Genomic DNA, 14,633 nt, shown 5'->3' with positions numbered 1-14,633 from the left:
TTAGTCCCGCCGTACGGACCGACCATGGGGAGCAGCACCATGACCGCCATCACCCGGATCGTCGCGCGCGAGATCATCGACAGCAGGGGCAACCCGACCGTCGAGGTGGACGTGGAGCTCGCCGACGGCTCGACCGGGCGGGCGGCCGCGCCGTCGGGTGCCTCGACCGGCGCGCGGGAGGCCGTGGAACTGCGCGACGAGGACCCGGCCCGCTTCCACGGCAAGGGCGTCAGGCGCGCCGTCGACGCCGTCAACGAGTCCATCGCGGACGTCGTGGTGGGCCTGCCCGCGGAGGACCAGGCCCTGGTGGACGCCGCGTTGATCGAGCTGGACGGCACCCCCGACAAGGCCAGGCTCGGGGCGAACGCGATCCTGGGCGTCTCGTTGGCCACCGCCAAGGCCGCCGCGCTCGCCCACAGGGTGCCGCTCCACCGCTACGTCGGCGGGGTGGACGCGCGGCTGCTGCCGGTGCCGATGATGAACATCGTCAACGGCGGCGCGCACGCCGACAACCGCCTGGACTTCCAGGAGTTCATGATCGCGCCGATCGGCGCCGCCACCTTCGCCGAGGCGGTGCGGATGGGCTCCGAGGTCTTCCACACCCTGCGCCGCGACCTGCTGGCCGCCGGCCACAGCACCGGCGTCGGCGACGAGGGCGGCTTCGCCCCGGATCTGCGCAGCGCGGAGGAGGCGCTGGACTTCGTCGTCCGGGCGGTCGAGCGGACCGGTTACAAGCCCGGCACGGACATCACCGTCGTGATGGACCCCGCCACGTCCGAGTTCTTCCGTGACGGGGTCTACGACTACGCCGGCGAGGGTGTCCGCCGCAGCGTCGAGGAACACGTCGACTACCTCGCCGCGTTGGTGGCCGCGTATCCGGTCGCGTCCATCGAGGACCCGATGGCCGAGGACGACCGCGACGGGTGGCGGCTGCTGATGGCACGGCTCGGCGACCGCTGCCAGCTCACCGGCGACGACGTCTTCTGCACCAACGAGACGCTGCTGCGCGAGGGGATCCGCGACGGCGTCGCCAACTCGATCCTGGTGAAGGTCAACCAGATCGGCACCCTCACCGAGACGCTGGCCACCGTCGGCACCGCGCACCGCGCCGGCTACACCGTCGTGATGTCCCACCGGTCAGGCGAGACCGAGGACACCACCATCGCCGACCTCGCCGTCGCCACCGGCTGCGGCCAGATCAAGACCGGTTCGCTGTCCCGCTCCGACCGCACCGCCAAGTACAACCAGCTCATCCGTATCGAGGAGGAGTTGGGCACCCAGGCCCGCTACGCCGGCCGCGACGCCCTCGGCCTGCGCCCCCGGACCCCCTGACGCCGGGGCGGCACCGTACGGGTGGGCCGCCCCGGCGTCAGCCGGTGTGGGTCAGAAGACGCGGATCGCGGTCTCAGCGGGGTCGGCGAGCAGGTCGGAGATCTCGTCGTCCAGCCGGACCAGGGTCACCGACGCGCCTGCCATGTCCAGCGAGGTGCAGTATTCGCCGACGTAGCTGCGGGCGACGCTGATGCCGCGGTCGGCCAGCAGGCGGTGAGCGATGCCGTACACCAGATACAGCTCGCTGATCGGGGTGCCGCCCAGGCCGTTGACCATCAGCGCCACCTCGTCGCCCGAGGCGTACGGCAGGTCGTCGGCGACCGCGTCCACCAGCTCGCGGACGATGGTGTCCGCTTCCTGCAGCTTCTCCCGGCGGCGGCCCGGCTCGCCGTGGATGCCGACGCCCATCTCGACCTCGTCGTCGGGCAGTTCGAACAGCGGCGAGCCCTTGGCCGGGGGAGTGCACGCGGTGAGGGCCATACCCATGGTGCGGGTCACCGAGTTGACCTTCTCGCCGATCCGCACCGCCTCGTCGAGTTCCGCGCCGCGCTCGGCCGCCGCGCCGACCGCCTTCATCACGAAGAAGTTGCCGGCCACGCCCCGGCGCCCGACGGTGTACGTCGAGTCCTGCACCGAGACGTCGTCGTCGATGAACAGCGTGCGCACCTTGGTGCCCTCGGCCTCGGAGAACTCCTGGGCCATCTCGAACGCCATCCGGTCACCGGTGTAGTTGTTGACCAGCAGCAGCACGCCCTTGGGGGAGGCGACGCGTTTGATCGTCTCCAGCACGTAGTCGGTGGGCGGCGCGGAGAAGACGTCGCCGGGACAGGCCGCGTCCAGCATGCCCTTGCCGACGCTCATCACGTGCGCAGGCTCGTGGCCGGAGCCCGAGCCCTGGATGATGGAGATCTTGTCGTCGTTCGGAGCGTCGGCCCGCATGATCAGGTTGTACTCGGGTACGTAGCGCAGACTGTCCGGGTTGGCGAGAGCCAGCCCCTGCAGCATCTCCGGGATGTAGTTCTTCGGGTCGTTGACGAACTTCTTCATGGTGTCACTCCCTGTCTCGGCTTCGTCAGGCCGCGCGCCCGGCCCACTCGTCGGCCACGCGTTCGGCCATCACCGCGACCGCCACCGCGCCCGCGTCCGGCGAGCCGATGCTCCGCTCGCCGGTGTAGCTCGGCCGGCCCCGCATGGCCTGCATCGGGGTGGTGGCGTCGGCCGCGGCACGTGCCGCGGACGCGGTGGACCGCGCCAGTCCGGCGGCACTGTCGTCGCCGGCGCCCAACTCCTTCTCCAGTGCGTCGGTCATCGGGATCAGCGCGTCAAGCAGCGTCTTGTCGCCCAGATCGGACTTGCCGCGGACCTTGATGCCCTCGGCCGCCGCGCGCAGCATGGCCACCGCGTCCTGCCCGGTCAGCGCGTCCAGTTCGGCTCGGTCGTTGACCGCGCTCGCCGCCCGCAGGAAGGCCGTGCCCCACAGCGGGCCCGACGTCCCGCCCACCCGCTGCGAGATGACCAGCGCGACCTTCTTCAGGAAGGCCGACGGAGTCGAGCGGTCGAAGCTCTCCCAGTCGGCGAGCACGATCTCGAAGCCGCGGGCGAGCGAGTAACCGAAGTCCCCGTCGCCGACGACCGCGTCGAGCTCGCCGAACTCCCGCTCGTTGTCGACCGAGGTCTGCGCCACGGTCCTGACCACGAATTCGAGGTCACTGACTGCTGGTGATGACGATGACATGGCTCTCCTTGCCGTCGCGGTGTCAACCCGCCCGCGGGGGCGGGGCCGTGAGCAGGAACTCGAGATCGGCGAGCGTGACGTACGCGCCCGGTTCCGCGCCGAACGGGTCGTCGAGCACCCGCGCAGCCACCGGGTCGGGCGGCGGCGCGCCCAGCGTGCTGACCACCAGCGAGGCGCCGGTGAAGTCCTCGTCCCCGGTGTAGGCGCTGGTCGTGACGGTGCACCTCAGGCCCGCGGCCAGCGCGGCGAGCATCCCGTTGCGGCTGTCCTCCACCACCAGCACGTCGGCCGCGTCCGCACCCATGTGGTCCACGGCGTGGGTGTAGATGTCCGGAGCGGGCTTCTTGCGGTCGACCACGTCGCCGGCGAACACCGAGAAGCGGGACGCCAGTTCGCTGCCCATCGCCATGTCGAGCACCGCGCGGACCGAGGGCTCGGCCGAGGTCGAGGCGACCGCGAGCGCCCAGCCGGCGCCCCGGGCCTGCTCGGCGACCCGCCGCACGCCGGGCCGCGCCGGGATGCTGCCGCTGGCGATGGTGGTCGTGTAGATGTCGGTCTTCCGCCGGTGCCAGCGGGCGACCTCCGCGTCCAGCGCGTCCGGATCGGTGGGCAGTCCGGCCTCGGCGACGAACTCCGGTGTCAGCAGCGTCTTCATCCGTTCCTTGCCGCCGCCGACCTTCACCTTCTCGGCGTAGTCCTGGTCGCTCCACCGCACCGGCAGGCCGAACTCCTCGAACGTCCGGTTGAACGCGGGCAGATGGCCGAAGCGCTCGGTGTCGGCGAGGACGCCGTCACAGTCGAAGACGAGTGCGGGCATGGCGATCACGCCACCCGTCCGGCGCTGCCGAACAACCGCATCAGCGAGGCCGCCAGCTCCACCACGTCCGCCCTGACGTGCGTGAAGAGCGAGGGCGGGTCCCACTTCTGCTTCTGCGCCGCGGTTTCGAGGAAGGCCAGATTCGACGTCATGAACGTCTCTTTGAGCGCGGTGGAGATGTTGACCTTCGCGCATCCCCGGGAGATCAGGTCGCGGAACTGCTCGTCGGAGAGCCCGCTGCCGCCGTGCAGGGCGATCGGCATCGGATGCGCGTCGACGATCGCCGTGACGCGTTCCGCGTCGAGCACGGGCGCCTGCTTGTAACTGCCGTGCGCGTTGCCGATGGCCGGCGCGAAGACGTCGACCCGCGTGGTCCGCAGGAACTCCAGCGCGACCGCGAGGTCCTGCTGCTGGGCCGCGGTGTCACTGCCGATCCCGTCCTCCACGCCCGTGATGGACTCGATCTCGCCCTCGACGTGCGCCCCGTACCGCCGCGCCTCCGCGACCACCTCGACGGTCTGCCGCATGTTCTCCTCCACCGGCAGCCGGGAGGCGTCGAAGAGCACGGAGTTCCAGCCGTGCCGCAGGCACTCGGAGATGACCTCGCGTTCCGGGCAGTGATCGAGGTGCAGGGTGACCGGTACCTCGATACCGGCCGTCATCGAGCGCCACATCGCGAAGAGCACGTCGTAGCCGATCGCCTTGACCGTCTTCACGGAGGTCTGGACGATCAGCGGTGACGAGTTCTCCACGGCGGCGGCGAGTACGGCCTCCAAGGTGAGGTCGTTGACCACGTTGATGGCCGGTACGCCGTAGCGCTCCTTGAAGGCGTCGGACAGGATGTCGGTCAGCGGTACGACGGACACATCGACTCCCCGGGCTCGGGTTCGCCTTTCCCCATCCACGCTAATCCGGGAGACGGCCGAGGTCAGCGGGGGTTCCCCCCATGCCGGGGCGGGAAATCCCCCATGCCGGGGCTCAGCGGCCCGCGGCCCGGTGCGCCAGCACCGTGCGGTTGGGCGCCCCGGTCTTGCGGAGCACCGCCCCGACGTGTTTCTCGACGGTCTTCACCGAGATCGCCAGCATCGCGGCGATCTGCTTGTCCGGCAGACCGCGCTCCACCAGCGCCCGCACCTCGCGCTCCCGGCCGGTGAGCGGGTCCGGCGCGGGACGGTCACGGGTGGTGAGCCGGCGCAGGATCCGCTCGGTGAGCAGCGCGTCCCCGCGGGTCGCGGCCAGCACGGCCCGGGCCAGCCCGGGACCGTCCAGGTCGGTGCCCACGCAGCCGCGGGCGCCCGCCCGCACCGCCTCCTCCAGCAGCTCGTCGCCGAGGTCGTCGGTCAGCATCAGCACCGCGGTGCCGGGGCTGGCGGAGCGGACGTACGAGGTCAGCCGGAGGCCGTCAAGACCCGGCATCCGCAGATCGAGCAGGACCACGTCGGGCTCCAGCGCCCGTACCGCGTCGACCACCTTGCGCGCGTCCCCGACCTCGCCCACCACCTCGATCTCCGGCCCCGACCTGGACAGCAGCCGGACCAGGCCGGCCCGCACCACCGGCCGCCGGTCCACCACCAGGACCCGGAAGGGCGCCGTGGCGGGATGCGGGTGCCCGCGGTCGGCCGCGTAGGGGATCCGGGCCGTGAGCCGGGTGCCCCAGCCGGGCGTCGACTCGATGCGCAGATCCGCGCCGAGCTGGTCGGCGCGCTCCACGATGCCGGTCAGCCCCATGCCGCGCCGTCGCACCCCGGCGTCCGCCGGGTCGAAACCGCGGCCGTCGTCCTCCACGACCAGCGCGACCTCGTCGTCCCCGTACATCACGCCCACCCTGACCACCTCCGCGTGCGCGTGGGCGACCACGTTGGTCAGCGCCTCCTGCACCAGCCGCAGGGCGTGCCCGCCGATGTCCGCGTCCAGCTGCGGGCGGTCGCCGGTGACCACCAGGTCGGTCCTGACCCCCGCCGTGGAGTGCACCCAGGCCAGCTCGACGGCGATCGCGTCGTCCAGCGAGTGCAGGTCGAGCAGCGACGGGCCGAGGCCCAGGACGGTCCGCCGGGTGTCGGACAGCGCGGCACGCGCCACCGCGCGGGCCGCGGCCAGCCGGTCGGCCGCACCGGCGGCATCGGCGGCATCGGGCGGCGAGAGCGCGTCGCCGGCGTCGAGGTGGCGCAGGATGGAGCCGAGCGCGCGGGCCACCGTGTCGTGGACGTCGCGCACCATCCGCTCGCGCTCGGCGCCGACCGCGAGCCGCCTGGCCCGCTGCTCGGCCTCCTGGTGCAGCCGGGCGTTGGCGATCGCGATGGCGGCGTGCTGGGCGAAGATGTGCAGCAGCTCCACGTCGCCCTTGTCGAAGCGGGTCTCGGGGTCGGTGCTGAAGACGACGCACACCCCGATGATCTCGTCGTGCCAGGTGATCGGTACCGCGAGCGTGGCGTGCAGGCGTGCCCGGTCCGCGGGGTCCACATGGCCGCCCGGCACGTCGGCGTAGCTGTCGAAGACGCAGGGGCCGCGCCGGGCCACCACCGCCCCGGTGGCGCCCTCGGCGAGCGGGAAGACCGCGCCCTCCTGGCAGCCGACCCCGAGGTCGACCTCCTTGCGGTACGTACCGGCCCTCTCGTCGACCGTGCTGATCGAGCCGGCGTCGGCGCCCAGCAGGCCCACGGCCCGCCGCAGGATCCGCTGCAGCAGCGGTCGCAGGGCGAACTGGCCGGCGAGGTCCTCGACCGCGCCGCTCAGCGCGTCGACCTGCGCGTCGGGTCTGGCCCGCCAGCCGGCGGCGTCCCCTGCGGTGTCGGCGGCCTTCCCGGCGGCGTCCGCGGCCTTCCTGGCAGCCTTCCCCGGGCCGTCCGCGGCCGTCCTGGAGCTCTTCGCCGCGGCCCGGGCCTGACCGGCGGCGCCCTGCCGCGCCTGGCCCGCCCTGCCACGGGAGCCGCGCGCCTCACCCACGGCACGACCGCCTGGTCCGCATGTTTTTCAGCATAACTTCGGCATGCCCGATGTGCTCCGGGCCGCGGGCGGGCGAAAGCGGCCCGCCGTGCACCGCAGCGCTACCGCTTCTCCGGCTCCCGCGGCGCCGGGGACCCGGCGGGCGGCGGCGTCATGGCCCAGCGGATGGCCCGGGTCAGCCCGCGACCCGCCAGCCGGACGCCTGTCTCCTCGACCACCGGCAGATACGGCACCCGCAGCGGCACCCGGGCCCACAGCGGGAGCAGGGCCACGGCGTTGGCGGCCAGCACCGCGTACGGCGCCCTGGCCGCCCACGGCAGCGGAGGGCTCAGCAGCAGGAAACGGGCGGCGTCCCGGGCCTGCGGGGTGGCGCGCAGCTCGGGCCGGTAGGCGTCGAGCTGCGCGGCGAGCTCGGCCTGGTCGCGCGGCGGGTCCTGGACGCCGAGCGCGACGGCCACCCGGGCGGCGTCGGCGACGTAGGCGTCGTAGCCGTCCTCGTCCAGCGGCGTGGCACCGTAGCGCCGGTGCGCCCGCAGGAAGCTGTCCACCTCGGCCACGTGCACCCACCTGAGCAGGTGCGGGTCCGAGGCGCGGTACGGCTCGCCCTCCGGGGTGGTGCCCGACACCCGGGCGTGGATCGCGCGCACGTGCGCGACGGCCTCCTCCGCGTCCTGCGCGGTCCCGAACGTCGTCACGGCGAGGAACGCGCTGGTCCGCTGCAGTCTGCCCCAGGGGTCGCCCCGGTAGCCGGAGTGCGCGGCGACCGCGGCCATGGCCAGCGGGTGCAGGGACTGGAGCAGCAGCGCCCGGAGGCCGCCGACGAACATCGAGGCGTCGCCGTGCACCGCACGGATCGGCCGCTCCGGGCCGAACCAGCGGTCGCCGGGGGTGCCGTTGATACGGGCCCGGCGGGCGGGCCCCTCCGGCCCCGCGACGCGCGCGAAGAGCTCGGCCCCGATCCGGCGCCGCACCGCGTCAAGTCCTGGTATCTCCGGGTAGCCCACACGGCCACTGTACGTCGGCCGCCTCCCGGGCCCGGCCCTGACGCACGAGGTCCCCGAGTGCCCGGGAGCGCATGCGCGCGGGGACGGGCGGGGGCAGGATGGGCCGCGGATCGCACTGGCTCCGTCTGCGGAAGGTCTGGCCCCATGCCGTACAGCCATCGCAAGGACATCGGCCTGCTCGCCCTGCGTCTGGGCACCGGCGGGGTGCTGCTCGCGCATGGCGCGCAGAAGCTCCTCGGCTGGTTCGGCGGCGGTGGCATCGAGGGGACGACCGCGGCCATGGAGAGCATGGGCTTCACGCCCGGGCGGGAGAACGCGATCGCCGCCGGCCTGGGCGAGGCGGGCGGCGGCGCCCTGCTGGTGCTGGGGCTCGCCACTCCCGTGGCGGGCGCGGCTGCGGCGGGCGCCATGGCCGGCGCGGTGTCCGTGCACGCGCCCGCCGGCTTCTTCTTCCAGCAGGGAGGCTTCGAATACCCGGCCTTCCTCGGCTTCGTCGCCGCGGGCCTCGGCCTCGCCGGACCCGGCTGCTACTCGATCGACGCGGTCTCCGGCCACCGGCTGAACCGCCCGAGCACCGTGCTGCTGGCCTTCGCCGTCAGCGCCGCGGCCGCGGTCGTCGTGGTCAACCGGCGGATGGCGACGCTCGCGTCCGCGGGTGAGCCGCTGGACGAGTCGCCGGCCGGGTAGCCGTACCCGCCCACCGGCACCTGATTCACCGTCACATCCCGAACCCGGCGACCGGGCGTGGTCGCCCCGCCGAAACACGGGGTGATCCCGCGCGAACCGGAGCGCGGCACCGGCGAGGCCCGCTGACGTGGTGGATGCCGGCCCGCCTCCGCCGTCCGAAGTGGCCCGCACCAGGCAGGACTTGGGTCAGGCGGTCGGCCGCCGCCGGTGTGCCTCGGCCGGGAGTGCCCGCCGGCGCCCGCCGCGCTGCTCCGGCCGCCCGCCGATGCGTTCACCTTCTGGACGGGTGATGACCGTTTCTTTATTGACGCTGCATAGCGCTGGTGCTTCACTTCGTCCCTGAGAGCGCTCTCTTGCGGTTCGGGACCAACCGCGATCCCTCCCCCATCCACCACTTCAGGGAGAGCCGTGTCCGTAATCCCCACTCGCCGTTCCGTACTCCGCGGGGCCGCTGTCGCCGCCGCGGTGCCGCTGGCCGGCGGTATCGCCGGCGGATCCGCCTTCGCCTCGTCGCCCGCGCACCGGGACCGCGCCGACCTCGGGCCGAACGTCCTGGTCTTCCACCCCTCCATGGGTGACGCCGCGATCCAGGCGCAGGTCGACGCCGTCTTCGCCGTTCAGGAGTCCAACCAGTTCGGCAACGAGCGCTTCGCCCTGGCCTTCCTGCCGGGGACGTACGCCATCGACCTCAACGTCGGTTTCTACACCCACGTGCTCGGCCTCGGCGCCAGCCCCTCCGACGTGGTGATCAACGGTCATGTCACGGTCGACGCCCAGTGGTTCGACGGCAACGGGACGCAGAACTTCTGGCGCGCCGCGGAGAACCTGACCATCGTGCCGCCGGACGGCCTCAACCGGTGGGCCGTCGCGCAGGCAGGACCGATGCGCCGGGTGCACGTCAAGGGCAACCTGACCCTGTGGCCGAGCCCGCCCGGCAACCAGTGGTCGAGCGGCGGCTTCCTGGTCGACAGCGTGGTGGACGGCTACGTGGAGTCCGGCTCGCAGCAGCAGTGGCTGTCCCGCAACGACACCTTCGGCAGCTGGACCGGCTCCAACTGGAACATGGTCTTCGTCGGCGTCCAGGGCGCACCCGCCACCAGCTTCCCGACACCCCCCTACACGACGGTCGACCACACCCCGGTCGTCCGCGAGAAGCCGTTCCTGACCGTGGACCGGCACGGCTCGTACGAGGTCTTCGTACCGGCCCTGCGCCACAACAGCACCGGCACCAGCTGGGCCCACGGGCACGCCGCGGGGCACAGCATCGCCCTCTCGCACTTCTTCGTGGCCCGGCCCGGCGACTCCGCCACCGAGATCAACCGGGCGCTGGCCAGGGGCCAGCACCTGCTGTTCACGCCCGGCATCTACCAGCTGTCCTCGCCGATCAGGGTCACCCGCCCCGGCACGGTGGTGCTGGGCCTGGGCTACACCACCCTGCGGTCCACCCACGGCAACACCCTGATCGACGTCGCCGACGTCAGCGGCGTCACCGTCGCCGGCGTGCTCGTCGAGGCGGCCTCGGCGCACACCCCCGTGCTGCTCAAGGTCGGCGACGGCCGCAGCCGGCGCCGCCACCAGTCCGACCCGACCGTGCTCTTCGACGTCTTCGCCCGGATCGGCGGCGCCATCGGCGGCGGCGCGGGCGTCAGCGTGCAGATCGACAGCAACGACGTCATCGGCGACCACCTGTGGCTGTGGCGCGCCGACCACGGCCTGGACGGCACCGTCGGCTGGTCGGTGAACCCGGCCGACACCGGCTTCCTGGTCAACGGCGACCACGTCACCGCCTACGGGCTGTTCGTGGAGCACTACCAGAAGTACGAGGTGCTCTGGAACGGCGACCACGGCAGCACGTACTTCTTCCAGAACGAGCACCCCTACGACGTCCCCACGCAGTCCGCCTGGGTCCACGGCACGACCAAGGGGTACGCCGCCTACAAGGTCGGGGACCACGTCAGGGACCACCAGGCCTGGGGGCTCGGCAGCTACTGCTTCTTCAACCTGGAGGCGGACATCTACACCGACCGGGCGTACGAGGTCCCGGACACCCCCGGCGTCGTGTTCACCGACCTGATGACCGTCTGCCTCAACGGCGCCGGCGGCGGCGGCATCCTGCACGCCATCAACAACAGCGGTGATCCGGTGCAGAACGGCTTCGGCACCTACGACATGAGGCGCTACGTGAACGGCGTCGCCACCGCCTGACCGTACGCCGTGGCCGCGGGCCGGTACTCAGGGCAGGATGGAGTCGATGTAGCCCCCGTCGGCCCGCACGGCCGCTCCGGTGGTGGCCGTGGCGAAGGGCGAGCTGAGGTAGACCGCCATATGGGCGATCTCCGCCGGCTCGATCAGCCGCTTGAGCAGCGACTGCGGGCGGTGCTCGGCCATGAACACCCGCTGCGCCTCCTCCCAGGGCAGCGACCGGTCCACCAGCGAGTAGACGAAGTCCTCCACGCCCGCGGTGTGGGTGGGGCCGGCGATCAACGAGTTCACCGTCACGCCGGTGCCCGCCGCGTCCTTGGCGAAGCCGCGGGTCACCGAGAGCAGGGCGGTCTTCGTCATGCCGTAGTGGATCATCTCGACGGGGGTGACCACGGCCGAGTCGCTGGCGACGTTGATCACCCGCCCCCAGGAGCGGTCCTTCATCCCCGGCAGGTAGCCGCGGATCATCCGCACCGCGGCCAGGACGTTCACCTCGAAATACCGCCGCCATTCCGCGTCGCTGATCTCCAGCGCGGCGACCGCGCCGTAGACGCCCAGGTTGTTGACCAGGATGTCCACGTCGGGGACGGCCTCGGTGACCTGCCGCGCCCCGTCGTCGGTGGCCAGGTCCCCGACCGCGCCGAGGACGGCACCCGACCCGGTCTCCTCGCGCAGCGCGGCGACGGCCCGCTCCACGGAGTCGGCGCTCCTGCCGTTCAGCGCGACCCGGGCGCCGGCCCGCGCCAGGCCGGCGGCGACGGCGTACCCGATGCCCTGTGTCGAGCCGGTCACCAGGGCGGTCCGGCCGTCCAGGTCGATGATCATCTTCTGTTCTCCCGCTGTCCGAGGAACGCCCGCGACCGGGCGCCGAGGTTCTCCTTCCCGGCCGGACCGCCACCGTGCCTCGGCCAGCCGGGGGTTTCGGTCCCGCGGCGCCCGCCGCCCGGTCCCGCGGCCCTCGCGTCCCAGGTCATCTGCTACCTGTTACGTTCTCGTGACTCCTTGGGCCAGCGCCGATCACCTGGCACAACCAGTCTGGTCTGCCATGCAACATGCGAAAAAGCGCGGGTCACCGGCGGTGACACCCGCAAGGGACGGCAGAGCGGGGTCACGCCGCCGCGGCGGCGGGCGCCGCCGGCGGGGGCTGTGGGCGCTCTGCGCGGTGCTGGCCGTCGGGCTGGCCGGCGCCGTAGTGGCCGGCAGGAACGCGGGGCGGAGCGCGACCGCCTCGCACGCGGCACAGATCAGCACGCGCGCGCCGACCACCCCGCCGCCGGCCGCCACGCCGGCGCCCACCCGGTCACCGAAGCCGAAGCCGAAGCCGAAGCCGGGCGCGACCGGCGCGGACCCCGGCCCGGAGAGCGGCACCGGCCGCTTCAGCACCGCCGAGGCGGCAGGCAAGCCCGTCGGCGAGGGCACCGTCCGCCGCTACAAGGTCCAGGTCGAGCAGGGCAGCGGCGTCTCGGCGGGCACCGCGGCCCGCGAGATCGAGCAGATCCTGGGCGACCCCAGGGGCTGGACCGCCGACCACCACGACGCCTTCCAGCTGGTCTCCGGCGGTTCCTACGACTTCGAGGTGAAGATCGCGACCCCGGCGACGGTGGACGCCATCTGCGGAGCCGCCGGCCTGCACACCCACGGCGAGGTGAACTGCGACGTCGGCGCCCAGGTGATCGTCAACCTCAAGCGCTGGAACATCGGCTCACCGGAGTTCCCGGGACCGGTCACCGACTACCGCGCACTGATCATCAACCACGAGGTCGGCCACCGCATCGGCCACGGCCACGAGACATGCCCAGGACCTGGCGAGCCGGCCCCCGCGATGATGCAGCAGATCGACGGCCTGCACGGTTGCGTCGCCAACGCCTGGCCCTACGACGCCCACGGGCGCTACCTCGGCGGTCCGCACGTGCCCTGAGCCGCGGGCCGCGGCGGTCAGGCGGCGATGCCGAGGGCGTGGGCGGTGACGACCCTGACCTGCGAGCCGGACCGCCCGTCGAGCCCCGGCCCCCGCGGTGTGACAGCCGGGCGCCGCGGCCTTGATCGCGGCCGGATGAATGCCTCGCCCCGGAACGGGCAGCCGCAGGCCACACCGCTTTCCGGTACAGAAGGGAAACCGTGGCCATGAGTGACGAGGAGAGCATGGGAGACGAGGTCTACCAGCCGACCGGGGAGGGCGAGGACCAGGGTGACGCCACCGAGCTGGACATGGAGGACGCCCTCGGCGAGGACGACTACGACCAGGAGCTCGACAAGGGCTACTCGCCGCCGGAGCGGCCGTACGCGGTGAACGCCGACGGCACCACCGCGGCGGAGCAGCGCGAGGGCGAGAGCCTCGACGAGCGCCTCGCCGAGGAGGTCCCCGACGTCCGCCCGGAGCAGGGCGACGGCATCGGCGACTCCACGGACACCGAGGGTGAGCCGCTGGACCCGGAGGCGGGCGACCGGCGGGCCGGGCGGCTGGTGGCGCCCGACGAGGGCTCGGACCGCCCGGTGCAGGACGGGGAAGTGGCCGAGGACGTCGGCATCGACGGCGGCGCCGCGGGCGCCGAGGAGGCGGCCGTCCACATCGTGGAGGACCCCGAGTAGGACCCCGGCGGCGGGACCGTGCGCCGCCCGCCGGTGCGCCCCCGGCGACGTCGAGCCGGCCGCACGCCGCTCCGCGCCGGGGATTCATCCCGCCCGGACAGGACAGGCGCAGACCTGAGGGGCTTCGGCCGGGCGGACCACCCCGGGCCCGGCGGCCCGGCAGCTACCGCTGAGAGGAAGCGTATGGAGCCGCAGGGGGGCCGCCCGGCCGTGCACAGGACCGTCGTCATCACCGGCGCAAGCGGCGGCATCGGCCGTGCCTGCGCACGTGAGTTCGCCAGAAGAGGGGACAGGGTCGGTCTGATCGCCCGCGGCCTGACCGGCCTTCAGGCCGCCGCCCGGGAGGTCACCGGACTCGGCGGGCAGGCCCTGGCCGTGCCGGCGGACGTCGCCGACCACGAGGCGCTGCACTCGGCGGCCGACGCGGTGGAGGAGGAGTTCGGCCCGATCGACGTCTGGGTGAACGTCGCCTTCACCTCGGTCTTCGCCCCCTTCGACGAGATCACCCCGGAGGAGTTCCAGCGGGTCACCGACGTCAGCTACCTCGGCTACGTCAACGGCACGCGCGAGGCGCTGTCGCGGATGCAGCCGCGAGACGCGGGCACGATCGTCCAGGTCGGCTCGGCCCTCGGCGAGCGCTCGATCCCGCTGCAGTCCGCCTACTGCGGTGCCAAGCACGCGGTGAACGGCTTCACCTCCTCGGTGCGCACCGAACTGATGCACCAGCACAGCGCCGTACGCGTCACCGTGGTGCAGATGCCGGCCGTGAACACCCCGCAGTTCTCCTGGGTGCTGTCCCGGCTGCCCCGGCATCCGCAGCCGGTGCCGCCCATCTACCAGCCCGAGGTCGCCGCCCGCGCGGTCGTCTACGCCGCCGGGCATCCGGGCCGCAAGCAGTTCTACGTCGGCGCCTCCACCGTCGCGACCATCGTGGCCGACAAGTTCGCGGCCGGGCTGCTCGACCGCTACCTGGCCAGGACCGGCTATGCCGCCCAGCAGACGGGCGAGCGCGGCGGCCACGACCGGCGTCCTGGCAACCTGTGGCAGCCGCTGGACGGATCGTCCCCCGGCGCACACGACTACGGCGCCCACGGCGTCTTCGACGAGCGGTCCCACCACAGGTCACCGCAGGCGTCGCTGTCCCGGCACTCCCGGCTGCTGTGGACCGCCTCCGCCGTGGCGGCCGCCGCGGGCCTGGCGGCGGGAGCGCTCCGGGCCAGGCGGCGCTGACCCCGGCGCGCGCCCGGCCGTCGGACCCCGGGGACCGGCGGGCGACGCCGGCGGGACGCGGACTCCGGCCGGTGGCGGCGTGTTTGCCCCGCGG

13 protein-coding genes are annotated in these 14,633 nt (G+C 73.1%); 6 read left to right on the top strand and 7 right to left on the bottom strand.

The genetic code is table 11. The annotated features are described in order from the left end of the window. The first annotated feature begins 39 nt into the window (after positions 1–39). On the top strand, positions 40–1,332 hold the full coding sequence (gene eno / locus OG702_RS02385; RefSeq protein ID WP_327287186.1) for a phosphopyruvate hydratase: 1,293 nt from the start codon (positions 40–42) through the stop codon (positions 1,330–1,332). 51 nt (positions 1,333–1,383) lie between these two features. On the opposite strand, the gene dhaK is transcribed toward eno, so the two are convergent. The 6 genes from dhaK to OG702_RS02355 form a co-directional block, all read right to left on the bottom strand. Further along, positions 1,384–2,379, bottom strand: a complete 996-nt coding sequence (gene dhaK / locus OG702_RS02380; RefSeq protein ID WP_327287185.1) for a dihydroxyacetone kinase subunit DhaK — start codon at positions 2,377–2,379, stop codon at positions 1,384–1,386. Between the two features lie 25 nt (positions 2,380–2,404). Next, positions 2,405–3,067 (bottom strand): dihydroxyacetone kinase subunit DhaL, encoded by a 663-nt coding sequence (dhaL, locus tag OG702_RS02375; protein WP_327287184.1) that lies wholly within the window; start codon positions 3,065–3,067, stop codon positions 2,405–2,407. Between the two features lie 22 nt (positions 3,068–3,089). Continuing rightward, entirely contained in the window at positions 3,090–3,884 is a 795-nt protein-coding gene (locus OG702_RS02370; protein ID WP_327287183.1) for an HAD-IA family hydrolase, read from the bottom strand. A 5-nt stretch (positions 3,885–3,889) separates the two neighbouring features. After that, entirely contained in the window at positions 3,890–4,750 is an 861-nt protein-coding gene (locus OG702_RS02365; RefSeq protein WP_327287182.1) for a class II fructose-bisphosphate aldolase, read from the bottom strand. 112 nt (positions 4,751–4,862) lie between these two features. Continuing rightward, positions 4,863–6,827 (bottom strand): response regulator, encoded by a 1,965-nt coding sequence (locus OG702_RS02360; protein ID WP_327287181.1) that lies wholly within the window; start codon positions 6,825–6,827, stop codon positions 4,863–4,865. A 101-nt stretch (positions 6,828–6,928) separates the two neighbouring features. Next, the gene (locus OG702_RS02355; protein ID WP_327287180.1) at positions 6,929–7,831 is read right to left on the bottom strand and encodes an oxygenase MpaB family protein; all 903 of its coding nucleotides are present in this window, start codon (positions 7,829–7,831) and stop codon (positions 6,929–6,931) included. 144 nt (positions 7,832–7,975) lie between these two features. Here OG702_RS02355 and OG702_RS02350 point away from each other — a divergent pair, with 144 nt between their 5' ends. Together OG702_RS02350 and OG702_RS02345 are read left to right on the top strand one after the other, a co-directional pair. Beyond that, a complete protein-coding gene (locus OG702_RS02350) occupies positions 7,976–8,518 on the top strand; it encodes a DoxX family protein (protein WP_327287179.1) in 543 nt (180 codons plus the stop codon). Between the two features lie 408 nt (positions 8,519–8,926). After that, positions 8,927–10,723, top strand: coding sequence for an adenylyl cyclase (locus tag OG702_RS02345; RefSeq protein WP_327287178.1), 1,797 nt, complete (start codon positions 8,927–8,929; stop codon positions 10,721–10,723). Between the two features lie 27 nt (positions 10,724–10,750). Here OG702_RS02345 and OG702_RS02340 read toward each other — a convergent pair whose 3' ends face one another. Beyond that, positions 10,751–11,545: an SDR family NAD(P)-dependent oxidoreductase gene (locus OG702_RS02340; protein WP_327287177.1), complete on the bottom strand. Its 795-nt coding sequence runs from the start codon at positions 11,543–11,545 to the stop codon at positions 10,751–10,753. A 220-nt stretch (positions 11,546–11,765) separates the two neighbouring features. Here OG702_RS02340 and OG702_RS02335 point away from each other — a divergent pair, with 220 nt between their 5' ends. From OG702_RS02335 to OG702_RS02325, 3 genes are all read left to right on the top strand, one after another. Beyond that, a complete protein-coding gene (locus OG702_RS02335) occupies positions 11,766–12,638 on the top strand; it encodes a DUF3152 domain-containing protein (RefSeq protein WP_442814278.1) in 873 nt (290 codons plus the stop codon). Between the two features lie 206 nt (positions 12,639–12,844). Next, on the top strand, positions 12,845–13,309 hold the full coding sequence (locus OG702_RS02330; protein WP_327287175.1) for a DUF5709 domain-containing protein: 465 nt from the start codon (positions 12,845–12,847) through the stop codon (positions 13,307–13,309). Between the two features lie 183 nt (positions 13,310–13,492). Next, positions 13,493–14,539, top strand: a complete 1,047-nt coding sequence (locus OG702_RS02325) for an SDR family oxidoreductase (protein WP_327287174.1) — start codon at positions 13,493–13,495, stop codon at positions 14,537–14,539. The last annotated feature ends 94 nt before the right edge of the window (positions 14,540–14,633 follow it).

The sequence above is a fragment of the Streptomyces sp. NBC_01198 genome (genome assembly GCF_036010485.1).
GTDB lineage: Bacteria > Actinomycetota > Actinomycetes > Streptomycetales > Streptomycetaceae > Actinacidiphila.
Note: the sequence above shows the minus strand (reverse complement) of the source record. Positions and strands in the feature narration are given on the sequence as shown.

Bases quoted from the DNA above. Each gene is read 5' to 3' on its own strand.
- eno (WP_327287186.1), top strand. From the start codon at position 40: ATGACCGCCATCACCCGGATCGTCGCGCGCGAGATCATCGACAGCAGG.
- dhaK (WP_327287185.1), bottom strand. From the start codon at position 2,379: ATGAAGAAGTTCGTCAACGACCCGAAGAACTACATCCCGGAGATGCTG.
- dhaL (WP_327287184.1), bottom strand. From the start codon at position 3,067: ATGTCATCGTCATCACCAGCAGTCAGTGACCTCGAATTCGTGGTCAGG.
- OG702_RS02370 (WP_327287183.1), bottom strand. From the start codon at position 3,884: ATGCCCGCACTCGTCTTCGACTGTGACGGCGTCCTCGCCGACACCGAG.
- OG702_RS02350 (WP_327287179.1), top strand. From the start codon at position 7,976: ATGCCGTACAGCCATCGCAAGGACATCGGCCTGCTCGCCCTGCGTCTG.
- OG702_RS02340 (WP_327287177.1), bottom strand. From the start codon at position 11,545: ATGATCATCGACCTGGACGGCCGGACCGCCCTGGTGACCGGCTCGACA.
- OG702_RS02335 (WP_442814278.1), top strand. From the start codon at position 11,766: ATGCAACATGCGAAAAAGCGCGGGTCACCGGCGGTGACACCCGCAAGG.
- OG702_RS02330 (WP_327287175.1), top strand. From the start codon at position 12,845: ATGAGTGACGAGGAGAGCATGGGAGACGAGGTCTACCAGCCGACCGGG.
- OG702_RS02325 (WP_327287174.1), top strand. From the start codon at position 13,493: ATGGAGCCGCAGGGGGGCCGCCCGGCCGTGCACAGGACCGTCGTCATC.